Source organism: Nostoc sp. LEGE 12447 (genome assembly GCF_015206985.1).
Classification (GTDB): domain Bacteria; phylum Cyanobacteriota; class Cyanobacteriia; order Cyanobacteriales; family Nostocaceae; genus Nostoc.
Window position 1 is genome coordinate 383,377 of the sequence record NZ_JADEXT010000001.1, and the last position, 22,529, is coordinate 405,905.

The 22,529-nt window shown below is 41.2% G+C and carries 21 protein-coding genes; 6 read left to right on the forward strand and 15 right to left on the reverse strand.

Annotated features, from left to right (window positions below; translation table 11 throughout):
- Nucleotides 1–312: 312 nt before the first annotated feature.
- Complete coding sequence (locus IQ274_RS01620) at nucleotides 313–1,317, forward strand: 2-hydroxyacid dehydrogenase (RefSeq protein WP_193867166.1); 1,005 nt, start codon at nucleotides 313–315, stop codon at nucleotides 1,315–1,317.
- Between the two features lie 164 nt (nucleotides 1,318–1,481).
- On the opposite strand, the gene IQ274_RS01625 is transcribed toward IQ274_RS01620, so the two are convergent.
- The 5 genes from IQ274_RS01625 to IQ274_RS01645 all read right to left on the reverse strand — a co-directional run bounded on the left by IQ274_RS01625 (nucleotide 1,482) and on the right by IQ274_RS01645 (nucleotide 10,376).
- On the reverse strand, nucleotides 1,482–2,255 hold the full coding sequence (locus IQ274_RS01625; protein ID WP_193867167.1) for a S1 family peptidase: 774 nt from the start codon (nucleotides 2,253–2,255) through the stop codon (nucleotides 1,482–1,484).
- Nucleotides 2,256–2,340: 85 nt separating this feature from the next.
- Nucleotides 2,341–2,922 carry a COP23 domain-containing protein gene (locus IQ274_RS01630; protein ID WP_193867168.1) on the reverse strand — a complete coding sequence of 194 codons (582 nt, stop codon included), beginning with the start codon at nucleotides 2,920–2,922 and terminating at the stop codon, nucleotides 2,341–2,343.
- 61 nt (nucleotides 2,923–2,983) lie between these two features.
- Nucleotides 2,984–4,933 (reverse strand): serine/threonine-protein kinase, encoded by a 1,950-nt coding sequence (locus tag IQ274_RS01635; RefSeq protein WP_193867169.1) that lies wholly within the window; start codon nucleotides 4,931–4,933, stop codon nucleotides 2,984–2,986.
- Between the two features lie 159 nt (nucleotides 4,934–5,092).
- On the reverse strand, nucleotides 5,093–7,384 hold the full coding sequence (locus IQ274_RS01640; RefSeq protein WP_193867170.1) for a CHAT domain-containing protein: 2,292 nt from the start codon (nucleotides 7,382–7,384) through the stop codon (nucleotides 5,093–5,095).
- A 1-nt stretch (nucleotide 7,385) separates the two neighbouring features.
- On the reverse strand, nucleotides 7,386–10,376 hold the full coding sequence (locus tag IQ274_RS01645) for a filamentous hemagglutinin N-terminal domain-containing protein (RefSeq protein ID WP_322745167.1): 2,991 nt from the start codon (nucleotides 10,374–10,376) through the stop codon (nucleotides 7,386–7,388).
- A 667-nt stretch (nucleotides 10,377–11,043) separates the two neighbouring features.
- On the opposite strand from IQ274_RS01645, the gene IQ274_RS01650 reads away from it, so the two are divergent.
- Nucleotides 11,044–12,852 (forward strand): ShlB/FhaC/HecB family hemolysin secretion/activation protein, encoded by a 1,809-nt coding sequence (locus IQ274_RS01650; RefSeq protein WP_193867172.1) that lies wholly within the window; start codon nucleotides 11,044–11,046, stop codon nucleotides 12,850–12,852.
- Here IQ274_RS01650 and IQ274_RS01655 read toward each other — a convergent pair.
- The 8 genes from IQ274_RS01655 to IQ274_RS01685 form a co-directional block, all read right to left on the reverse strand.
- Nucleotides 12,849–13,115 carry a hypothetical protein gene (locus IQ274_RS01655; protein WP_193867173.1) on the reverse strand — a complete coding sequence of 89 codons (267 nt, stop codon included), beginning with the start codon at nucleotides 13,113–13,115 and terminating at the stop codon, nucleotides 12,849–12,851. The genes IQ274_RS01650 and IQ274_RS01655 overlap by 4 nt on opposite strands.
- A gap of 2 nt (nucleotides 13,116–13,117) precedes the next feature.
- The gene (locus IQ274_RS01660) at nucleotides 13,118–13,303 is read right to left on the reverse strand and encodes a hypothetical protein (protein WP_163932404.1); all 186 of its coding nucleotides are present in this window, start codon (nucleotides 13,301–13,303) and stop codon (nucleotides 13,118–13,120) included.
- Complete coding sequence (locus IQ274_RS01665) at nucleotides 13,303–14,046, reverse strand: M50 family metallopeptidase (protein ID WP_193867174.1); 744 nt, start codon at nucleotides 14,044–14,046, stop codon at nucleotides 13,303–13,305. The genes IQ274_RS01660 and IQ274_RS01665 overlap by 1 nt, the downstream gene beginning before the upstream one ends.
- A gap of 68 nt (nucleotides 14,047–14,114) precedes the next feature.
- Nucleotides 14,115–14,246: a hypothetical protein gene (locus tag IQ274_RS37200; protein ID WP_265578505.1), complete on the reverse strand. Its 132-nt coding sequence runs from the start codon at nucleotides 14,244–14,246 to the stop codon at nucleotides 14,115–14,117.
- Nucleotides 14,247–14,322: 76 nt separating this feature from the next.
- Complete coding sequence (locus IQ274_RS01670; RefSeq protein WP_163932393.1) at nucleotides 14,323–15,198, reverse strand: FHA domain-containing protein; 876 nt, start codon at nucleotides 15,196–15,198, stop codon at nucleotides 14,323–14,325.
- A gap of 260 nt (nucleotides 15,199–15,458) precedes the next feature.
- Nucleotides 15,459–16,181, reverse strand: a complete 723-nt coding sequence (pgl, locus tag IQ274_RS01675) for a 6-phosphogluconolactonase (protein WP_163936201.1) — start codon at nucleotides 16,179–16,181, stop codon at nucleotides 15,459–15,461.
- 272 nt (nucleotides 16,182–16,453) lie between these two features.
- On the reverse strand, nucleotides 16,454–17,197 hold the full coding sequence (rph, locus tag IQ274_RS01680) for a ribonuclease PH (protein WP_193867175.1): 744 nt from the start codon (nucleotides 17,195–17,197) through the stop codon (nucleotides 16,454–16,456).
- 186 nt (nucleotides 17,198–17,383) lie between these two features.
- Nucleotides 17,384–18,007 carry an adenylate kinase family protein gene (locus tag IQ274_RS01685; protein WP_193867176.1) on the reverse strand — a complete coding sequence of 208 codons (624 nt, stop codon included), beginning with the start codon at nucleotides 18,005–18,007 and terminating at the stop codon, nucleotides 17,384–17,386.
- Between the two features lie 342 nt (nucleotides 18,008–18,349).
- Between IQ274_RS01685 and IQ274_RS01690 the strand changes: the two genes are divergently transcribed.
- Both IQ274_RS01690 and dcd read left to right on the forward strand, forming a co-directional pair.
- Entirely contained in the window at nucleotides 18,350–18,886 is a 537-nt protein-coding gene (locus IQ274_RS01690) for a P-loop NTPase family protein (RefSeq protein WP_012409074.1), read from the forward strand.
- Nucleotides 18,887–18,978: 92 nt separating this feature from the next.
- Nucleotides 18,979–19,548 (forward strand): dCTP deaminase, encoded by a 570-nt coding sequence (dcd, locus tag IQ274_RS01695; RefSeq protein ID WP_175586937.1) that lies wholly within the window; start codon nucleotides 18,979–18,981, stop codon nucleotides 19,546–19,548.
- 141 nt (nucleotides 19,549–19,689) lie between these two features.
- Here the strand turns inward: dcd and IQ274_RS01700 are convergent, their stop codons facing one another.
- Nucleotides 19,690–20,550: an Rpn family recombination-promoting nuclease/putative transposase gene (locus tag IQ274_RS01700; protein ID WP_193867177.1), complete on the reverse strand. Its 861-nt coding sequence runs from the start codon at nucleotides 20,548–20,550 to the stop codon at nucleotides 19,690–19,692.
- A 32-nt stretch (nucleotides 20,551–20,582) separates the two neighbouring features.
- On the reverse strand, nucleotides 20,583–21,305 hold the full coding sequence (gene thyX / locus IQ274_RS01705) for an FAD-dependent thymidylate synthase (RefSeq protein WP_163936187.1): 723 nt from the start codon (nucleotides 21,303–21,305) through the stop codon (nucleotides 20,583–20,585).
- Nucleotides 21,306–21,509: 204 nt separating this feature from the next.
- Here thyX and IQ274_RS01710 point away from each other — a divergent pair, with 204 nt between their 5' ends.
- Together IQ274_RS01710 and IQ274_RS01715 are read left to right on the forward strand one after the other, a co-directional pair.
- Nucleotides 21,510–21,725, forward strand: a complete 216-nt coding sequence (locus IQ274_RS01710; protein WP_114083012.1) for a chlorophyll a/b-binding protein — start codon at nucleotides 21,510–21,512, stop codon at nucleotides 21,723–21,725.
- Nucleotides 21,726–21,866: 141 nt separating this feature from the next.
- Nucleotides 21,867–22,448, forward strand: coding sequence for a thioredoxin family protein (locus IQ274_RS01715; RefSeq protein ID WP_012409079.1), 582 nt, complete (start codon nucleotides 21,867–21,869; stop codon nucleotides 22,446–22,448).
- Nucleotides 22,449–22,529: the final 81 nt, after the last annotated feature.

Consider the following 22,529-nt stretch of genomic DNA (forward strand, 5'->3'; position numbering starts at 1 on the left):
AGAATTCAGAATGAATTCTGAACGAAAAAGCGGATAGCGCAGCGTTAGCGAGTTTGCGAGCGTCTTGATTCTGACTCCTGAATTCTGACTTCTGAATTCTTTTTCAATCTGAATTCTAAATTTTTACTTTAGTTTCAGACTTACACGAAGAGATATCCCAACCCCCTTAAGGGGGTTTTTAGCTAACTGTAATTCTGAAAGCTGGCAATATTCAAAAATACGATAGCGAATAGCCCGTCTTAGACATCGCTTTTCTAACTGCCAAGGTATTATGTAGTCGGATACCGTGCAGCATAAAGCTTGAGGTTTTGTATGAAAGTAGCAGTCTTCAGTACAAAAGTCTACGATCGACAGTTTTTGTCAACTGTAAATTCTCCCACACAACACGAATTAGCATTTTTTGAACCCCGTTTAAATCGGGATACTGCTATCCTCGCCGCCGGATTTCCGGCGGTTTGCGTATTTGTACACGATCAGGTTGATGCCCCAACTTTAAAACTTCTCGCCTCACGGGGTACTAAGCTGGTTGTCCTTCGGTGTGCTGGGTTTAACAATGTAGACTTACAAGCCGCAGCAGATTTAGGAATTACTGTTGTGCGTGTTCCCGCTTACTCACCTTATGGAGTAGCAGAACATGCCGTAGGATTGATTTTAAGCCTGAATCGCAAAATTCATCGGGCTTATAACCGTGTCCGAGAAAGCAATTTTTCCCTAGATGGACTGTTGGGATTTAACTTACATAAGCGTACAGTGGGGATTGTCGGCACAGGCAAAATCGGTCTGATTTTAGGACAGATTATGAAGGGATTTGGCTGTAACCTACTCGCCTATGACGTTTATCGCAATCCAGAATTGGAGGCGCTAGGTGGAAAGTATGTAGAACTACCTGAGCTATTTGCCAACTCTGATATTATTTCCTTACATTGCCCTCTGACACCCGAAACGCATCACTTAATTAACGCTGAGGCTATAGAACAGATTAAGCCAGGCGTGATGCTAATTAACACTAGCCGGGGAGCGCTGATTGATACCCAAGCAGTGATTGAGGGATTGAAGTCTGGTAAGATCGGCTATCTCGGTGTGGATGTCTACGAACAAGAATCGGAATTGTTTTTTGAGGATTTATCTGGCGAAATTATTCAAGATGATATTTTCCAACGTCTGACAATGTTCCCCAATGTACTAATTACCGGACATCAAGCCTTTTTTACAGCAGAGGCTCTCCACAATATTGCAGAAACAACTTTTGCTAATATTGCTGATGTTGAAAATGGTCGTCCTTGCGCCAATGAAATTCGCGCTCAACCGTCAGCTTAGGTAATGATTGGCTAGTGACTTTGAACTAAAGTCACCAGTCAATCCTCATTATCTGTCAAATTCTCCATTTCCTGATTAATTAGCATCTGAAAATCTTCATCAAGAGAAGCCCCGTGTCCGGGCTTCTCTTAATGAGCCTTTGTGTTTATCTATTAGCTCACCTATTATTTTTGTATGTACAGATGAAGAAATTTTGAAGTTGGTATCGCCCAACTTAGGTGGCTCATTTCCTGCCATCTTGCTTCAGAAACAGTGGAGCCATCCTTAAAAACATAAGGATTCCCTAGTAGTGGATATTTAGACATCCCGTTGACACCTACAACTTCCCCCTGAATATTTAGCAATGGGCCACCACTCATACCCCGCTTAACGTTGTTGGTATAGCCAATTTGATAACCTCCAACCAAAGGTTGGTTGAGTAGATCAGAAATTTTTCCGGTAGTCAACTCGAATTTACCTGACTTGGATGGGTTAATGTCAAACGGCAACCCTGCGGCAAAAACTCTATTACCTACTTCTAAACTTGATGTCTCTTTTACAATTGCCACTGGATAAACAATACCAGCGCTACGAAATTGGATCAGTGCTAAATCATCATTAAAGCGAATTGATTGTAGTAAACTACTTGAATAAATACGACCATCGGCAGTCTGAATACGATACTGTTTTCCTGGAGAAAGGACGTGTTCGTTAGTCAGTACTATATAGACCTGTCCTTGCTGTTGGATAATAAATCCTGAACCCCAAGAATCATTTGAAAGCACTTTGACTGTAATTAACTTAGACTGTTGCTGTAACTGCTCTATAGATAACTCCTGTTGGGGTTTTCTGGAAGATGTTATTTGAGTTGAGATACTTGGATTTGGATTAACTGCTTTTGTTAAGATGGCTAGCAAGCCATTCATACAGGCAAATAGGATTATTGAACGTAAATTCATGCCTGATTTTAATCTCCAAATGGCTTGCTTTCAGTTTATAAAAAAGTCTATTCAATTATTAATTAAATATCTGTCATATCCAGAATCAGTTAGAGCAAAAAAACGACCCATTACAGTTAACTGGAGATGCAGGTTTTTCTGACTGAGTTGGTTGGCTCTGTCTATTTTTTGAGGAGTTGCTCAAATATTCATCTACATCAATGTAAACTGGACTACCTCTGGTAAGCCTGATCTTTCGGACTCTAGTTGAAACATTAAATAGTTCTACAAGAACTTTTTGGGGATTGTCTTTAGGCTCAAAGGTGAGTAGCAAGCCATCTGATATACAATTACTGCCTTTACTTTTGGCAACGCACATCACGTTTTGATTATTCATTCTGCCAGTTGTAATGAACCGGAGATTACCTGCATCTGAATGTTTTTGGAACCTTGCTGTTACTTCTTGGCAACGCCGTTCAGGTGTATAACCGGAATTACTAAAAGCTTGAGATTGCCAGCCAATAAACTCAACAGTTTCTGTTGGAGTACGTGCATAAGTAATAGGGATGTCTTGCTTCATCTCACAGATGTATTGCACTTTGACTGTAGGTCTAGCTAGACTCACAATAGGTACAACGATTGTGGTAGCAAATGTAATCACAATTGGAATAAAAAAATTAGATTTCATAACATCGAAAAAGAATTTAGATAAAGAAACAGTTTTTATTTATGCTTGTTAGATTTAATTGCTACTGACAGTTGGAACCCTGCCCAAAAATAGAGCTAGAAGCTTGACAATTATCAATAGTTGGGGATTTTTGAGTAGGTGAATGTTGAGATTTTAACTTTCTTGTTCTAATTACTGGTTGAGAATTATTGGATGAGGCATTTAAATTTGAGTTGTTTCGTTTGCGGATTGTGGGTGCAACTCTAGGTGTTATTGGTTGGTTTCTGACAACCGTAGTATTAGCAGAATAAGATGGTTTGATGTTGTCGGGTTCAAGCTTAGATTTGGCTTCTTGAATAATTGCCTCTTTCTGCTGTCGCCAATATTGAGTACCAGCAATTTTACTTGCTGAAGTTATCGCATCATTAAATTTATTTTGAGTTAATGCAATTTGCGCTAAATTTAAATTCTCTTTACTAGAATTAAATTCCTGTTTCCACTTAGCAATAAACTCTTGAGCTTCTTTAAAATTAGAGCTTTTGGATGGAATATCTTTAGCTATAAGAATTGCATTATCTACATCTCCTGACTGCTCGTATTTTTGTGTTGCTAGGGTGAGCAGCTTCTGAGACCATTCATTAATTAGATTTTGAGCCTCTTCAGAAAAAGGTTGATTGCCCGGAATTTTATCAGCCTGCTTAATTGCTTCAGGAAAATTAGACTGGGCTGCTAGGGTTTTAGCTTGAGAGATTCGGCATTCATTTAAGGTATTTATAAGCTCATTTTTAACTTGTAAATTCCGTGATGAATTTTTATCAGGAAAACCAATATTACTTGCTTTTTGTATACATTCTTCATATTTTTTTGCTTGCTTTAAAGTTTTAATATCTTGCACGCTTGCTAATAAATTTTGATTTTTATGCCAATCAAAAGCGAAAACACCAAGTATACTGACAAAAGTAGCAAGACTTAATATAACTCCTATTGGAGACTTAATCACAGCGATCGCTTTAGCAAAACCTGCCGATTGAGGACTGTTGGGAGAAACAGGTAGATTTAAAGTTGGCGCTGTTGATAGTCGGGGATTACTTTCTGTTGTGTTTAATGGGTCTTCCCGAAACTGAGATAATGGTATAGTAGGGGGGCAACTGCCTGGCTCTGTATGAGGATATTGAGGGTAAAAGCCTGGCTGTGTTGTTGCATATCCAAATTTAACCATTAATGATTCGAGTGCAGCCAGTACTTCTTTAGCAGACTCATAACGCTCTTGAAAGTGGTAGCGTACCATCTTACTGACAATAGCAGCCAACTCAGGGCTAACCTGAGCGTAGCTGTACCAGTCAATTTCACCGCTAGCATCCTCTCTCAATAGTTGATGGTTTAGTCCTGTTAGCGCTTGGATAGCTATAATCCCTAAAGCGTAAATATCACTGCTGAAACGAGGTTTACCTCTGAGTTGCTCAGGTGGCATATAGCCTAAAGTTCCTACAACAACAGAGGTACTCATCTGGCTTTGTGCTGTAGTCAGTTGCATATTTATTTGCTTAACTACACCAAAATCAACTAGGACTAGTTTATTATCCTGTTGGCGGCGAATGATGTTATTAGGTTTAACATCCCGATGGATAACACCATTGCTGTGAACAAAGTCTAGAATGTCTAAGATTTCTCGCAGTAGTTGTACTACTTGGCTTTCACTCCAATGATAACCAGGTAATAACTCTGTACTGAGCAAGTTTCCATCAATTAGTTCTTGAACTAAATAGAATTCCTCGTTTTCCTCAAAGTAAGCTAGAAGTCGTGGAATATGGGAGTGATGACCAAGTTGTTCTAACGCTTCTGCTTCTTTTGCAAATAGATGTCTAGCTGCTTCTAAAAAGGCAGGCTCGGTATTAGCTGGCTTCAGATGCTTAACAACACAAGTAGGATTACCTGGTCTGTGAATATCTTGAGCTACATAAGTTTGTCCAAATCCCCCTGCTCCCAGGATTTTTAGTACTTGGTAATGCCCGGCTAGTAGCTGATCTAACATACGTTTAACTTATATAAAAAAATACTCTTAACATCATCTATAGCGGTTATCACTTAGGTACAATACTCTGTGGCTTCAAGAGATAGGAAAAAGGAAAGTTTTAACTGTTCATTTTATTTTATGGGATGTATTTGTTCGATGAAAAACTCTTATAAATTATTAATTAGCTTCACCAATCAAAGTAAAGCCAGCCCAATCTGTAGGATCTGGAGATTGTTGCATTGTTTTGAGCATTGCTTGCCGTAGTGCTTGTGCTTTATCAGCATGAGTTTGAAAATTACTATAAAACTCTAACATTAGTGTTGCTGTCGTATCATCTGGTACTTCCCACAAAGAGACGATCGCACTAGCAGCCCCGGCAGAAATCAAAGACCGGGATAACCCAATTACCCCATCTCCTGTGATTTCACCTCTGCCTGTTTGACAAGCACTTAATACTACCAGTTCAGCATTGAGTTTTAAATTTAAGATTTCGCCAGGGGTAAGAAAGCCATTATCATTACCAGATGGAGCTAGCGCGATCGCACCAGGAACACCCAATTGTTTCACTTCATCGAGTAGACCATGAGTCGCTAAATGAATGATCTTAGCCTTGGGCATCTGCTTGATGATATCTAGCTTAGTGGCGCGATCGCCAGTAATCGCTTTAGTTTGCAAAAGACTAGCAATTTTGTTGGCTTCTTCTTCTGCACCAGGTAGCTGTGACAAATTATGAGGCGGATCTCCCACTTGAATTTTGGGCATTGTGGGATTACCTACGACTAAGATATCTTTTGCTAATCCTTGGCTGCGTTGTCTTTGCTGATTAGCCAAATTCAATACTTGGATGGCAGGAGCAGAAACGATCGTGTGTTGTTCAATTAAGTACTTACCATTGGTATCTTGTAAGGCTGTGAAAGGAACTAACAAAAGAAAATCTTGAGGAATGAAGATAACGCGAGCATTAGGGTCTTTGGGTAGCTCGTCAGCAATGGGTTGGATCAGGAGTTGATGTAATTGCTTTAAGCCTTTAGAAACTGCTGCTGAATTTGCAGAACTACTTGTTGCTGGATCAATGGCATTACGAGTGTTAGTTGCTATTTGTTGGAGTGAAGTTTTTTGCTGCCGTAGTGACTTGAGATTAACTCGCCGTAAGGCTACCTCACCCGTAGGTTTAACCACCCAGATTAAAAGTTCTAATTCTGGGGCTTTTAGCTTACCTTGGTGCAAAAAATCATCGGGAACAATGGAATATTCAACTAGTGTGGCTTTTTGCTGTTTGGCAATTTGTTTGATTTGAGCAATTGTTAGTGGCGCGATCGCAGTTTGGGAGGCTGAATTAGATTTAAGCTTTGTCTCCATTAACTCGACAAAAGCCCGGGCGCGTCCTTGCTCAGAAGCCTCTAATGAAGCTTCTGGTTTGTTCTGCGCTACTAAGATTTGTTGTAGTAAGTTGTATGTTGCAAGCTGTGTATCAAAAATTGATACTTTGCCTTGATCGTCTAATCCTTGTCTGAGTGAGTCTAAAAGCTTGACTGCAAGGCGGAGTTTATTTTCGGCCTCAACCAAATTACCAGATACAAATAAAGCGTGTCCAAAGTTATTGAGAGTTAACGCCTCTGCTCGGCGATCGCCTATTTCTTGGGCAATCTTTAAGCTCTGCTGTTGGTGTTCAATTGCTTTAGGATAGTCGCCTAAGCTTTCGTATGCCAGTCCCAGGCTGCTCAAAGCTACTTGCTCGATGCTGCGATTTTTGATTTCCCGTGCCAGGGTTAAACTTTGCTGGTAAGATTCAACTGCTTTACTATTGTTATTTTCAGCTTGGTAAGCAGTTCCAAGATTGTTGAGCGTACTTGCTTCACCTTCTCGGTCTTTGGTTTCTCGTGCGATCGCTAAACTTTGCAGATATGACTCAACAGCCTGGGGATATTTGCCTAATTCAGCATAGACCATTCCTAAACTGCTTAAAGCCGCACCTTCTCCTACTCGATCTTTGGTTTCTCGTGCGATCGTTAAGCTCTGCTGCTGAGACTTAATCGCTTTGTCATACTGACCTATTGCTAAATAAGCATTACCTAAGTTGCTTAAAAGCTGCCCTTCAGCTTGGCGGTCTTTAAGTTCTTGAAAAATGGTCAAAGCCTGCTGTTGGTAAGTAATAGCTTTGCTATATTCGCCTATATTTCTATAAGCAAGCCCCAGATTGCCTAACGTCTGTCCCTCTCCTCGACGGTCTTTAAACTCTCGATAAACTATCAGTGCTTGTTGCCAAGATTGGATTGCGGGTACAAATTGACTAGCTTGATAGTGTTTAAGTCCTTGTTGTAAAAATTCATCCGCTTTAGCTTTACCACTTACTTGGGATTGTGCGATCGCTTGCGAAGTCACAAATGGTACTGTTGCTAAAACAGGCATTAAGACGCTAGCGAAGATAGGAATGAGTTTAAGGGTCAACTGATAGTTTATTTTTACCATGCTATTTATGATTAAAAACATAGTTACTAAGCAGTAAATTACTATCAGGATTGAAGACTTCATTCAAACTGCTTTCGTCTTCTTTTTCTCCAGTATTTAAATTTGAGCCTGTTAATTCTCCTTTACCGTCACTATTAAGTGTTAACTTCGTAGCATGACCACTGTATTTGAGACGAGCAAGCAGCGATTTGTCTAGAGACAAAATTCCAAAAGTTGGCGTTTCCGATTGCGCTTGGTTTTTACTAGTGCCAGTGTCGTTGATGACTGTAGTTACCGGAGTAGTTGTAGTTACCGGAGTAGTTGTAGTTACCGGAGTAGTTGTAGTTACCGGAGTAGTTGTAGTTACCGGAGTAGTTGTAGTTACCGGAGTAGTTGTAGTTATCGGAGTAGTTATATTGCCAAATGTCCTAGATGTAACAGCTAGCACTGAAGTAGTATCGGAATAAATTTGTGTGTTGATAACTCCAGTAGTACCGCTAACGCTTTCTCTCAAAGAACCATTTTCTTCCCCAGTTCCTACTAAAAAAGTTTCACTTCCAACCTGAATATTGAGTCGGCTTCCTTTGTCCTCATTTGTACCTACAGAGTAAGTTTCATTTTTAGTCTTAATAGTGAGTATACTCGTATTGTTATTTGGATTAGCAACAAATATACTACCGTAAACCACATTATTAGATTCAATCTCATCCAAATTTGATCCAAGGATTCTACCATAGATTCCCCTTTGACCAATTGCTCTGAAAAGCCCACCAGATGTGATCGAAATATCACCAGGTACAAAAACTTGGCTATCAAAAGATCCTGAACTAATGGTATCAACTTCTATATTGCCTGCTACAGCAGATAAAACTACTTTTCCATCGGCATCAATAGCATTTGTTTTAATATTGCCGCTACCAGAAGTTAAATTAACATCAGAACTGCTAAATATATTTTGTACTGTAATACTCCCTGGAGCAGATAAGATTACAGCACCAGGATTACCTTCTCCGTCCACAGGATTATTAATGTTTCCTAATGTAATATTTGCCAGTTTTGAGGAGTTGACTATTGATGTGAAAGTTGTCTCTCCTACTTCTCCTGATGGTAGCTGTGGAGAATTTGCTAGTGTAGAAACTCCTGCTCGCAAAATTAATGCTGGACCGCTCGTTAAAATTGCAACGTCAGGATCAGACCCAGTAAGTGTGGGATTTTGTCCAGTGATTTTCACATTACCGCCAGTAATGCTCCCTTGGGATTCTACCTTCAGCGCTAAACCTTCATAATTGCCAAAATTGACATTGCCTATTGAACTAATCAGGGTTTGATAAGGAGCGTCAGTTAAATTTAGGTTTGGGTCAGATTTGAAGTTTCCAACTCCCCCAGCCAGGTTTTGATTAAAGAAAGTACCGCCACTTTTAAAAAGAGCATTACCTGTAATCACTCCATCACTCACCAAAGTAATATTGCCATCACTTTTCAAAATGGATAGAGGGTTCTTAGAGAGCTGAATATTAATTCCTGTATTGCCTTGAATAGAAAGATTGCCAACCGCTATTGCGGTAAATTGTCCACCATCGTCAGAACTATCACTTAGTTGCACTTTGTTTTGTGCCAGTAGCCTAATATCTGCAAAAGATTTGAGCTTACTACTAGTTAAATTCAAGTTTTCCTGACTATCCAGTGTAATATTTCCGCCACCAGAGTTTAATTCACTACTTCCTAAAGTTAAATCTCCCTGACTGTCCAGTGCAATGTTTCCGCCACCGGAGTTGAGTTTACTATTGGTTAAGTTTAAGCTTTCTTGACTGTTCAGTGCAATATTTCCGCCATTTGAGATAATGGCATTATAATCATAAAGGTTAATGTTAGGTGATGAGATTTCAATTGATCGCCCTTGAGTACGAATGGTATAGGATGCCTCAAAGCTTTTTCCTGCCGAAAACCGGATTACTTGTCCTGCATCACCTGCTTGTCCTGCATCACCTGCTTGAGAGATAACATCGTTGAAGACTGAAATATTTTTTGTTGCTTGTAAGGTAACATTACCAGTTATACCTTCAAGGGCATTCGCAGAAATTGCAACATCTTGCCCAGAAAAGTCACCAGTCGATGCCTCAAGAGTACCAGAAGCAATAACAGTGCCTGTGCTTGCTTCGATGTACATATCAGAACCAGTCAGTACAACACGTCCATCCTCGTATACTGTAATTCCTGTCGCATTGCCACCACCGCCACCAGTCAATAGTTGCGGTAATGATAAAACTGGCAACGTCCAGTTGTTTGGCTGACTGTCATTTGCTGCTATTGGTTGTACGTCTAAAGAAAGCAGATTTCCCGCTTGAGTAATTCGCACGACACTCTTACCTGGAACCGCCGCGATAGTAATCTGACCTCCCGGTGCTGAGAGTTTGCCGGTACTCGCCACTGTCCCACCCAACAATGTTAAGTTTTGTCCTTCCCCAACACTTAAGTCGCCAGAATTAATAATTGCCCCTGGATTTTCCGTAGTGAAGGCAAAAGCACTAGGATTGCCTACTAGTTGGGCATAGTTGTTGTTACCAGTCGCACTAAACCAATTAGAACCAAATCCAATGCCGTTAGCTGTTGTTACCGTCAGAGCAGCAGGCAAATTCAGGCTGGCGTTCGGCCCAAAAATAATCCCTGCGGGATTCATTAAGAATAAGTTCGATTTTCCACCTGTAACCTGAATTAGACCATTAATTACAGAAGGATCGCCACCATTTATCCGAGTCAGGATGTTAAGGATTTCCGGTTTAGAAATAAAGTTGGCAATCTGATCTTGGCTCAGACCAAATTTGGTCAAACTATGGAACAGATTTGCTCCATCTTGAGAAGTCTGTCCGCCAGTGATATTGAATTGCTTACCATCAGGAGTCACAACAGTATTTGTGCCGTCTGCTGCTGGAGTAATTGATTGTGCCTGTACTTGTCCGACTCCAATAACTCCCAGCAGAGGGAGTGTTGTTAACCATATACCAATTCTGCTCACTGCAAACTTCCTTAATCTATAATTTGGTTTTTTCAAATAACTTTAGTAAATCTGTAAGAGTCTGTGTTTGCACTAAAGCTCTATAGACAGAATATACTCAGTGTTCACTTTATTGCTAAGGGATACTTAAGTTATTATACTGACTCTTACACAATCTTTAAGAAAAAAAGTTAATTTTTCTGTAATTTCATCTGTCATAAGATATATATTTAAACCTAGAAACAAAATTTTATGTATCACTAAGTTTAGTCTTATATAAGTAAACATTTGTCTTACTAGTATGCTTGAAAAAATACAGTCGCCTTAGCTCAACACCTGCCAAATACTAATGTAGTTTTTAGAACACTGTTGTTTGATAGCAAATATCTGGTTATCAATGGACATAACAGGTAATTCAGCCGATATTTCAATATTTTGTGAAAATCTGTAACCTAATCATAATTGCAATGAATTTCGGGAACCACTGAGTTTAGTTAATTAAAAGTTATTAAATATGATAGTGTATTTACTATACTTCATTGATTACAAAATGTAAATAAAAGCAAATGAGAGTAAACTCTATCTGGTATAAGTAAATTTTAAAACGTATCTATTAAGTGTTAGCACTTATATAGTTGTTGCTACAAAAATACAACGTATAACTTAATTTTTTAGGAAAAACATTGATATGAACAAAGACTCTGTGTGTTGGAGTGTGGTAAATGTGTTGTCTTGGTGGAAGTTGACATTTCCAAGTGCAATGGCACTTGCTTGGTTGTTGCCAAGTTACGCAGCTTCCAGCAGTTCAACTGCCATACCAAGTATTACGCCAACCGCAGATACGGTAGAGATAGCTCAAAACCAGCCTGCACCAACAGTCAATCCAAGACCTGATCCCAACCGTGATCGCTTTCCGCAACCCCTACCAGAACCAACGCCACTACCAGAACAAAAAGAGCCAATTCTGACTCCTCCAACTCTAGAAACACAACCGTCTCAACCAAATGTGCTTATTTTGGTTCGTAAAGTCAACGTTGTTGGTAGCACTATCTTTACTCCACAAGAAATCAAATCGATTGTGCAACCTTTAGAAGGACGCTCTGTCAATCTAGAAGAACTACAGAAGGCAGCCGATGCAATTACTCAACTGTATTTGAACAAAGGCTACATTACCTCAAGAGCAGTCTTAGTCAATCAGGTGATTACTGATGGAGTAGTTCAAATCCGAGTTATTGAAGGTCGTTTAGAGAAAATTCGGATTGAGGGAACCAGGCGATTGAATCGTGACTATGTAAGTAGCCGCGTGCGTTTAGGAATCGGAAAACCCCTGAATTCAAATAAGTTAGAAGAACAACTAAGACTACTCCGCATCGATCCTCTATTTGACAATATAGATGCTAGCTTAAGCGCTGGTTCTAACTTAGGTGAGAGTATTCTCACCATCCGAGTAGATGAGGCAAAGTCCTTTGAAAGTGTTTTTAGTGTAGATAATTACTCGCCACCTAGCATTGCTCCAGAAAGGGCTGGGGTTTTTCTGCGTTACCGCAACTTAACCGGAATTGGCGATGAAATTACTGCCTCTTACAACTTTGGACTGAACTTTGACGATTTTGATCGGGCTGCATCTAACGTATATGATTTCACCTATCGCGTACCGCTCAATCCAATGAATGGGACTGTACAATTTCGTGCAGCACCAAACAACAACAAGTTGGTCAATCCTGCTCCCATACAGCCATTTTCTGATATAAAAGGTAGCTTGGATTTCTATGAAATCAGTTATCGTCAGCCGTTAGTGCGATCGCTAAAAGAAGAGTTTGCTTTGTCTACAGCCTTTGCCTTTCAGGGGAGCAATGGATCTTTTACCTTTGATGGCATTGGCGTGAATACTGAACCTAGCCGCACCCGTGTTCTGAAGTTTGGTCAAGATTATACTCGTCGTGACACTCAAGGAGCTTGGGCGATACAATCTCAATTTAGCTTTGGCTTAGATATCTTCGATGCTACAGTTAGTTCTGAACCAAATCAGAATGGAAGCTTTTTCAGTTGGTTAGGTCAGGTGCAACGGGTTCAACAATTGGGTAATGACAATTTATTGATAGTCCAAGCAGATGTACAACTGACACCAGATGATGTACCGCCATTCTATGAATTTTTTATTGGTGGTGGTCAATCGCTTCGAGGCTACCGTCAAAATGCTCGTTCTGGAGACAATGGATATCGGCTATCAGTAGAAGGTCGAATTCCTATATTACGTAATGGTGAAAGAGTCCCTATTTTGCAACTTGCCCCTTTTGTTGATTTAGGCCAAGTCTGGAATAAAACGGGTAATGTTAACAATCTATTTTTGGCTAGTGCAGGTTTAGGATTGCTATGGCAGCCAATGCGGAATTTTAACATCCGAATTGATTATGGCATTCCCTTTGTAGATATAGAAAAGCCAAGCGGTAGTCTTCAGGACGATGGCTTGCACTTCAGTCTCACTTACAGTCCTTAATCATCTTTGAGATCCTCATGATCTGGTAAATTCTCCATTTCTTCAGCAATTAGCGTTTGAAAATCTTCGTCACAATGACTATGTAGATGAACCGCAGCAGCTAAGAGTTCTGCGAGAATTTCAGCTTGTTGGTTAGCAGTTAAACTAGTTAACTGTAACTGGTTAACTAATGCTTGTACTTTCAGGCACTCTGTACCTAATTCAGCAATCAAGTTACTAAGGGTTGAATTCGTGACTGCAAGAGGGCGATCGCTAATCTGCATATTTATTGTCCCAATCTTTTACGCGCTTGTTGCATTGCCTTGTCAAAAGCACGAATCTCTTTTTCCCAATGCTTAATTAAACCTTCGTCAGGAAAACTCTTCTCTGATTCCAGTCTAATCTTTTCTTGATGTTCAGTAATTCTTTGAGTTAAAGATTTAATTGCCTTTTGATGGTGCTTCTTACTCATTACTCCGAACGATAGGCAACGCGGAGACTTTGGACTAAAATCACCAGAGATGCGATCGCCATCAACCCGCCCCAAAACCAGTAAGGTAAAAACAAATATCGCTGCATTTGCGCTGTATCAGAGAGTCCAAGGGGGCCAGCAGAACTACTAAATAAATAATCAAGTTGATGGTACGTACTTACACAAGCTTGTACACCCAGAAATTGAATGGCAAACCCCTGTGCCCAGCGAGGTGCTTTCAGGGCGATACCCAAGATTATTAAACCCAATAAGGGAATTGCCACCAATCCAAACCAGGAACGTATCCAAATTAATGTGGAAAGTAGCAAAAAACTCCCTAATATTTTTAAACTTAGGGAAGCTGCTTTAAAACTACGGGAAGCCAGAATCAAAGCTGCACCCGCAAGAGGCGGCCCCATTGGGCCGGCGGCGGCGACCATTGCCGGGCCAATTGGCCCCAATGACGACCGGATGCCATAAGTTGCAACACCGGAACCATTGCTAAAAATCTGTAATTTTTGAAACTGTCCCCCTAATAGGAGTGCCATTAAGCCGTGACCCATTTCATGGAACCAGGTTGCCAGAATTGTAAATGGGTATAAGATATAATCACCTCCTGGTACTTGCCACAGTAAAGCAGTTGCGATCGCTGCTGCAATTAGCCAGGTTAGCCCCATACGCTCAACAACTGACGGGGCTTCTTGGGTGAGCAAGGGTTCAGAATTTTTACTTGGTTCCCTCATAGGTCACTCTATTTTGGATTTTAGATTTTCTGGAAAATTCAAAATTTAAAATTGGCAGTGTATTTTATCTATCCTAGTGTAATTATTGAGGTAGTGGAGTTGCTGGACAATGCAACAATTCGCACATCGAAGCGACGGCTATAAACTATGGCGCTACTAAAAACAACATAGTTATCCGTCGCTCGTCTAATGCGGTGCATTTGTTTCTCCTCCAAAAAGCAGGCCGGAGGATGGCCGAAAATGCTTAGACTGATGTCACAGTTGATGGAAAATCAGTTAAGCAAGTTGAAACAGAAATGTCATTAAATCTCCTTTACCCAAACTGATGCGATCGCCTGGTCGCAATCGATGACGATTCCCTGGTAAAAGGGGCAAGTTATTAATGTAAGTGCCATTAGAACTTCCCACATCTTCTACATAGTGAGCGTCTCCCTCAACACGAATATCTGCATGAATCCGCGAGACAACTTCTGAATTTGGAAATCCTGAAACGTCTATATCTGGAGGAATCCGGTCATTGGGCTTGCCGATATGAATCACAGAGAGATTTTGCGGCAATTCAATTAGTCGATCGGTTTGAACGTGGATTAACCGCGCTATAACCTGCTGCAATTGCGTTCTGGCAACGGTTGCAGTTGGTGCTGGTGCAGCTGGAGGAGGTAGTTCCGCTTCAGAGGGTGGCGATGGTTCCAACGGTGGTGGAGTAGGAATACTTTGTCCAGAAACTATGGGTACTGCGACGCTTGGCTCTGCTTCTGGGGGGCTGTTTTCTATAACAGCTGCCTCTGGGGGAGCTACTGGGGGAGCTGCTACCTCTGTTGCTGGTAAAGATGAACTGGGAGGATGAGAGTTAGTAGAACCGCTCATTCCCAAAGCATCTGGTTGTAAAAGTTCTAACAGAGGATCGGGTGGAACTAACGGTGGTACTTCCACAGGAACATCGGGAGTAACTGTTGTAGCTACCGAACTATGAACATGTGGAACTCCTGCGGAGTGAAGGTTACAGCCACACTGTCCACAGAATGCAGCATCTGCCTGCACACTTGCCCCACAACTAGGACAGTTAGTAGTCGCGGGCAACGGTGTATAGCAAGCTTCGCATTGGACAGCACCATCAGGGTTGGGATGATTGCAATTAGGGCAGACGATCATCGATATTTAGCCTTTGTTCAAGATCATCATAAATATAGGTAGGACTGGCAAGCAGAGGGCGGCCCTAGCTTTAGATTCTAGCAATTACTGCCGATTTGATACGGGGAAGGGAGGAGTGGACACAGGGAAGGGGGAAGGGGGCAGAGGGACAAGAGGACAAAAGGACAAGGTGACAAAAGTTTAGAACTTACAACAAGTCTTTCCCCTTGTCCCCATTTCCTATTCCCCATTCCCCATTCCCCATTCCCCAATCCCCAAGTTTAATGTTGAAGTTCCGAACCTGCTGCCGCATCCAGCAGCCACCAAAGTTCACCTTGGGGCCGAATTAAGCGGGATGGGTAAGCGAAGTCATCGGCGACAGGTGCAAAGACTTGTGCCAAAGCTGGGCGTTTATTAGCACCAGCAACCAGAAAAATCACATTGAGAGCAGAGTTGATGAAGGGGTATGTGAAACTTATTCTGGGGTTTCCGTCTTTGTTACCTACAGTCACCAGGCGATCGCGTACTTTGAGAGCCTCTGTGTGGGGAAACAAAGATGCAGTATGTGCATCATCACCCATTCCTAGTAATACTACATCCAAGGCGGGAAACTCTACCCCAGAAGAATTGAAAAATTCTTTGAGATGTTGTTCATACTTTGCAGCCGCGAGTTCTGGATTGGCTTCTAAAGTTGGTACGGGGTGAATGTTAGCTGCTGGGATATCAACACGATCTAGCCATGCACGACGCGTCATCAGTTCATTGCTATCGGGGTGATCTGGTGGTACGTAACGTTCATCTCCCCAGAATACATGAATTTTATCCCAAGGCAGTTTTTGAGTAGCGATCGCTTCGTATAACGGTTTAGGTGTACTGCCGCCAGATAAGGCGATGGTAAACCGCCCTCGCTTCTCAATAGCAGTTTCTAACTTAGACAGAATTAATTCTAGCGCTCGTGCAACCAGCGCCGGCTGATCCGGTAGAACTTCAACGGTTTTGCTCATGGCTTCATCATCATATTGCTGGCTTCCAGCAATACCATACCGAACTTATTACAATCCTCCTTTTTAACTTTTGAAACATTTAACATCATGGATTAAGTAGGCTTGAAAAACGTTGACCACCTTATCACCTTCAATGGTAAGTTGTCAGTAGTCAGTCGTACTAACTACTAACTACTCTCATAATTATTTTTATTTACACCCAGTTACTTGATACTTTGTTGATTTACACCACAGAGGATACATTTATTAATTCTTATTAAAAATTAATAAAACTAATTAATCACAAACAATGCTTCCCAATCAGCGATCGCTTCACGCTGGGCAATTAACAATTCCTGAATTCCTTTTTGGGCAACATCTAGCAGATGATCCAACTGAGTGCGGCTAAAGCTGCCTTCTTCGGCTGTTCCTTGGACTTCAATGATTCCCAGGTGTTGATTCATCACCACGTTAAAGTCTACTGTTGCAGCCACATCTTCGATGTAATTAAGATCCAAAAATGGCTCTCCCTCCAGTAATCCTACGGAAACTGCTGCTACCTGTCCACACAGAGGCGATCGCTCTAACACGCCTTCCTGCAACAATTTAGAAATCGCATGAGCCAACGCCACAAAGGAGCCTGTAATCGCTGTTGTTCTAGTTCCAGCATCTGCTTGCAAGACATCAGCATCCACAGTTAGCGTGCGTTCTCCCAGTGCCTCAAAATCCACTGCTGCACGTAAGCTGCGCCCAATTAAACGTTGAATTTCTTGCGTCCGTCCAGATAATTTCAATAATTCCCTTTCTTGGCGTTTTTGAGTGGCAGATGGTAACATTCGGTACTCAGCAGTTAACCAGCCTTTACCACTTCCTTCGAGAAACTTCGGGACTCCCTTATTAACGCTAACGGTACAAAGTACTTGCGTATCACCGCATCTTGCAAGAACAGAACCGGGGGCAAAGCGGGTGAAACTGGGGTGAAAGCTAATCGGACGTAGTTCGTAGGGAATCCGACCATCAGGACGCTGCCAAGCCATTAGAATTGCCTCAAGTTTTACAATACTGCCTTAAGATTACCTTAGTGTTGTAAATCATCTTTTTGGGCATTGGGCAAAACAGTTCCGTTAGCGGATAGCTAAGGTTTAGCCCGTGCTGAGTAAAGAAGTGAGATTCCCCACTCAGGACTCAGCACTCAGGGCTCAGTACTCAGCACGAAGTACTCATCAAGGAACTGAAAGTAGAGTCAAAATATTTTGCTGCACCATCTCTGGTGATTGGTCGCCGTTGATGGTCAATAGGCAGCGGCGACGGTCGTAATATTCTAGGATTGGAATGGTGCGATCGTAGAATAATTCTACACGGCGCTGCACGATTTCGGGTTGGTCATCTGGTAGCGATCGCCCCAAGGATCGACTAACCATTACTGCTTCTGGAACTTGGAGATAAATTGCCCAATCTAGCTTTTGCCCTAAATCGTCCAATAAAAAATCTAATTCCTCAGCTTGGAAGGCAGTACGAGGATAACCCTCTAAGACCCAATCGCAGTTTATATCTGGTTGTCTGAGGCGAAGTCTGATCAAATCAACGATCATTTCGTCTGGAACTAACTCCCCTTTTTGTATGTAGGGCAGTGCATGATAACCTAGTTCATTTAGACTAGCGTAAACCGAAAGAGAAGTCCGGGGATCGGCTTCTGACCATCGCAATTCCGGCAGGGGCTGATTGCCAGATATTGCTTCCCGTAAAATCTCACCTGTAGAAATCAGAGGAATATCAAAGTATCTGCCAAGCCTTTGTGCTTGAGTGCTTTTCCCCGATCCTGAACCTCCCAGAATCACCAATCTCACAACAATTCACTCCTCATGCTGTCAAATTTACTACTTGCTAAGTCTGTTTTGCCCAAACAACCGAAAAATCTAACATCTAGGGATTTTCAGACGTTATTCTCAGCCTTTTTAAATAATTGTAACTGTAACTTTTATGTTCTAATTTCTACAAATATTTACAGTGAAAAGACGTAAATTTAAATAAAAACAACTCTTGACTTACACACAAACGTAGTGTTTGACTAATAATGCAATTTGTCAAATCCACCACACCTGTGAAAACAGATTGATTATACAGGCAGATTTGTACTAATTACTGACAGCAAAGAAACTTAATTATTGTATCTTTTTGAACTTAACCCTATGGTTGCCCAGCTAGAAACTCAAAGCATCAATTCAACCCTTACCTTGCCATATCCAGTTGAAGGACTAGTGCAAGTTTTCACTAGCTCACATCGTAATTTTTTCACGAGCGTTATAGCTCAATCACTTAGAATAGCTGGACAAGGAACGTCAGTATTAATCGTGCAGTTCCTCAAAGGAGGCATTCGTCAAGGACACGATCGACCCATACAATTAGGGCAAAATTTAGATTGGATTCGCTGCGATTTGCCTCGTTGTATCGATACACCACATTTAGACGATACGGAAAATCAAGCCTTACAAAAGCTGTGGCAATATACACAACAAGTAGTATGTGAGAGCAAGTATTCTCTCGTGGTCTTAGATGAGTTAAGTTTGGCGATTAACTTTGGTTTAATTCCTGAAACCGAAGTTTTAGCGTTTCTGGCAAAACGCCCTCCCCACGTGGATATTATTCTCACAGGGCCAGAAATGCCCAAATCTCTCTTGGATGTAGCAGATCAAATTACAGAAATCCGTCGAAGTTATCGACCCTAAACAAAGTACTCAGTTCGTGCTAATATATCGAGTCTGTTTGAATTAACGTTAGCAACGAACTTGTGATTAAGAACGATATCTGGATTACTGAAATGGCTCAACAGGGCTTGATTTCGCCCTTTGAGCCAAGCCTAATCCGAAAAGTGCAAAAAGATGAGTCTGTAGCGGTTCAGCCTGTAATTAGCTACGGTTTGTCTTCTTATGGTTACGATATACGCCTTTCCCCGGCAGAGTTCCGCATTTTTCGACACATTCCCGGAACTGTAGTTGATCCCAAAAACTTTAATCCCGATAATTTAGAGCCAACAGCATTGCATACTGATACTAGTGGCAGTTACTTTATTTTACCTGCTCATTCCTATGGACTTGGGGTTGCTCTAGAAAAGCTGGAGGTTCCTGAGAATATTACAGTAATTTGCATAGGTAAATCAACTTATGCAAGATGTGGCATAATTGCAAATTTAACGCCTGCTGAAGCTGCATGGCGAGGTCATTTAACTTTAGAATTTTCTAATTCTTCTAGTGCTGACTGTCGCATTTACGCTAATGAAGGCGTGGTGCAATTACTATTTTTAGAAGGTGAACCCTGCGCTATTAGTTACGAAGCACGCCAGGGAAAATATCAGGATCAGCAAGAAATTGTGACTTTGGCTCGTATTTAGACTGAATGATATCTAAAAAAACCTTACACAAAATATAGAACTTAAATCTATTCACCAATTGCAGTGCTAGTAATAATTTGATTGCAGATGTATCTAGAGGGTAATTGCGTTTACCGTTGGGCTTGGCTTAGGGCCATTTTTTCATCGCGCTTCTAGCCAAACCTGTAAATCGGCCAAACTAGTAAAATCTAACAGTGCTTCACTCAAATCTTCCAGAACAGGCAAAGGTAAACCAGAAATGGAGGAGCGTATTTCCTCAGAAAGTTCCCCAAATCGCTTAGTTAATTGTCGGAGAATGAGATTAGCTGTTGCTTCCTCACGTCCTTCTTCACGTCCTTCCTCACGTCCTTCTTCCTTAATTTCTCGGTAAACTCGCGTTTCCTTAAGCGTGATTCCTAGCATAGACTCTACCTCCGCTTGGGTTAATTGTTCAAATCTGTACACCATGATCGTCGTAATTAATTCAATTATGGCGCGACTCGATGGTAATAGCGCTTCTTGATTGGTTCTTGTTAACAAATACCTTGCTTCTTCTGGCGCTTGTTCTTCATCCACTGTAGTTAATACCATCAACGCTACCCATATAGGTAATTGACGAATATCACCTAACTCATCTAAGTATACCCGATGTATTTGTTCACCGTTCAGTAATGAACGATGAGGATGAATATCGCTTTGTTCGATACTGCGCGACGGGTAAATTATCACTGCTTGCCAGTCGCTAAATCTGACACGGTTGCGATAGAAATATAACGAAGATTCAGCCCATACTCTTTCATAAAGTTGTTCATCTTTCTGGAACTGAACCTCGCAAAAATATACAACTCCAACGCCATCACTTTCAGGCGGTAGAAATACTCCATCAATTTCAAATTTTGGTTCTTTGACTGCGACTGAATCAAAACGATAACTATCTACATTATTTGGAGGATTTGTCAACAGTTCAAAGAGTAATGTGGGAGACTGTTGAAACAGTTTGTAAAATATTGAGTCTCGACGCATGAAAGCATTTTATTAATTTTTTATTCTAATGATTATGGTGCAAGTCTGGCCTTACCCAGACGCTGTTTTTCATACCATTGTGCGATCGCAGGTGCCCAATCTTCAAAGTGAGGCCACATCATTTCACACAACTTCTGAATTTCAAGTTGAGCATCTTTCTTATTTCTCAGGTCACAAAAATGCAAGAAAGACCTTAAATTGAAACTAACTACAAAATGCTGGCGATAATCAAAAGGTACTTTACCCCTTGCGTGTTCTTCAGACATTCCAGCCTCAAAATCAGCTTGATATCGTTTAGCTGCTTCCAAACACCACTCCAAATCTGCTGCTCGTTGCTCTGGTGAATAATGGTATTTTTTGCCTTGTCTATCAGTGTAATAACCAACAGGGCGTAGGTAAAAAACATCTTCTATATCTTTCTTACCTTCTAGTACATCAATAAATTGGTTGCCTGTGTACCTAAAAGACTGAACATCAAATGATACTCCTACACGATGTGTACGAGCCTGCTGCATGACACTGTGGGGAAAGTAGCCACAGTTGAAAACAATTTGGGGATGCTCTAGAGGCCCATAGTGTCCCCTCTCACCCGCTAAAAGTCGCTTAACAATAACTTCGCCGCTTTGTGACTCCGAGGGCCAAGAGTCGCGCTCATCAAACACGAACCCATCGGTATAGTCCTGGTGCATCGCTGCATAAATCACTTGCTGCGGGTTTGGCGTTTTGGCAATAACCTCTACTCGAAATCGATGCATTAGCTGTTGGGGAATGGATTTATGACTGAAGGTGCTTACAAATAAGGAGCGGAGCCTGTTGCTTAGACATGGCTTTGAACTCAATCCATCATCATATCTCTTCTTTGGCTTGGGTTTTTACTTGATCAATCAGATTAATATACTTTACAAATATTAATAATTTTGTTACAGTTGTTTACATAAAGAGAAAACAGGGAAAAATCCATGCGTACAAGCACTGCTATAATTGACGACCAAGGCAAACTGAACAACTTTGCAATCGAGCCAAAAGTTTATATAGACGAGCAAGGCGATCGCACTGGTTTCACTCCCTATGCAGAAATGCTCAACGGTCGTTTAGCAATGATTGGTTTTGTTTCCCTGATAGCATTAGAAGTATTCACAGGACACGGTATTGTTGGTGTTTTGGCAAATCTGTAAAAACTAATTTTTTATAACGTAATTCTCAATAAATATTAAGAGACGGTAGATTTACCGTCTCTTCTTTTATGGAAAGCTTAGTGCTAGAGTGAATATACTGATAGCAAAAGCCCTTATTAGCGTAAAAATATTAGGTGAACTATGGCTTTAACTGCTTCAACAATGTTGCCATTAGGCACAAAAGCACCAGATTTTAATCTACCTGAAGTGGTATCTGGAAAGGCAACTTCGCTTTCTACCTTTGCAGATAAAAAAGCGCTGTTGGTGATGTTTATTTGTCGGCATTGCCCATTTGTAAAACACATCCAACAAGAATTAGTGCAGTTAGGAAAAGATTATTTTACAAGTGATTTAGCGATCGTTGCCATCAGTGCTAACGATGCCAAGAATTATCCCGATGATGCACCAGAGTCGTTACAAGCATTTGCCACCGAACAAGGGTTTAATTTTACCTTATGCTACGACGAGAGTCAGGAGACGGCAAAAGCTTACACAGCAGCTTGCACACCTGATTTTTTTGTATTTGATGAGCAACGCAAACTTGTTTATCGGGGACAATTAGATGATAGCCGTCCCAGTAATGGTAAACCTGTAACAGGTGCAGATTTACGCGCAGCCATTGAAGCAGTGCTGGCAGGCAAACCTGTTACAAGCGACCAAAAGCCGAGTGTTGGTTGCAATATTAAATGGAAACCCGGAAACCAACCCAGTTATTTTGGTTAAAAGCGGCTACATCAGCTTATTCATATCCGATCCGGCAACACCGGATTAAGATTGTATAGCGATCGCTCTTTTGTTTTCCGA

Coding starts and splice junctions, on each gene's coding strand:
- IQ274_RS01620 (WP_193867166.1), top strand. CDS start 313: ATGAAAGTAGCAGTCTTCAGTACAAAAGTCTACGATCGACAGTTTTTG.
- IQ274_RS01625 (WP_193867167.1), bottom strand. CDS start 2,255: ATGAATTTACGTTCAATAATCCTATTTGCCTGTATGAATGGCTTGCTA.
- IQ274_RS01630 (WP_193867168.1), bottom strand. CDS start 2,922: ATGAAATCTAATTTTTTTATTCCAATTGTGATTACATTTGCTACCACA.
- IQ274_RS01635 (WP_193867169.1), bottom strand. CDS start 4,933: ATGTTAGATCAGCTACTAGCCGGGCATTACCAAGTACTAAAAATCCTG.
- IQ274_RS01640 (WP_193867170.1), bottom strand. CDS start 7,384: ATGGTAAAAATAAACTATCAGTTGACCCTTAAACTCATTCCTATCTTC.
- IQ274_RS01650 (WP_193867172.1), top strand. CDS start 11,044: ATGAACAAAGACTCTGTGTGTTGGAGTGTGGTAAATGTGTTGTCTTGG.
- IQ274_RS01655 (WP_193867173.1), bottom strand. CDS start 13,115: ATGCAGATTAGCGATCGCCCTCTTGCAGTCACGAATTCAACCCTTAGT.
- IQ274_RS01660 (WP_163932404.1), bottom strand. CDS start 13,303: ATGAGTAAGAAGCACCATCAAAAGGCAATTAAATCTTTAACTCAAAGA.
- IQ274_RS01665 (WP_193867174.1), bottom strand. CDS start 14,046: ATGAGGGAACCAAGTAAAAATTCTGAACCCTTGCTCACCCAAGAAGCC.
- IQ274_RS37200 (WP_265578505.1), bottom strand. CDS start 14,246: ATGCACCGCATTAGACGAGCGACGGATAACTATGTTGTTTTTAGTAGC.
- IQ274_RS01670 (WP_163932393.1), bottom strand. CDS start 15,198: ATGATCGTCTGCCCTAATTGCAATCATCCCAACCCTGATGGTGCTGTC.
- pgl (WP_163936201.1), bottom strand. CDS start 16,181: ATGAGCAAAACCGTTGAAGTTCTACCGGATCAGCCGGCGCTGGTTGCA.
- rph (WP_193867175.1), bottom strand. CDS start 17,197: ATGGCTTGGCAGCGTCCTGATGGTCGGATTCCCTACGAACTACGTCCG.
- IQ274_RS01690 (WP_012409074.1), top strand. CDS start 18,350: ATGGTTGCCCAGCTAGAAACTCAAAGCATCAATTCAACCCTTACCTTG.
- dcd (WP_175586937.1), top strand. CDS start 18,979: ATGGCTCAACAGGGCTTGATTTCGCCCTTTGAGCCAAGCCTAATCCGA.
- IQ274_RS01700 (WP_193867177.1), bottom strand. CDS start 20,550: ATGCGTCGAGACTCAATATTTTACAAACTGTTTCAACAGTCTCCCACA.
- thyX (WP_163936187.1), bottom strand. CDS start 21,305: ATGCATCGATTTCGAGTAGAGGTTATTGCCAAAACGCCAAACCCGCAG.
- IQ274_RS01710 (WP_114083012.1), top strand. CDS start 21,510: ATGCGTACAAGCACTGCTATAATTGACGACCAAGGCAAACTGAACAAC.
- IQ274_RS01715 (WP_012409079.1), top strand. CDS start 21,867: ATGGCTTTAACTGCTTCAACAATGTTGCCATTAGGCACAAAAGCACCA.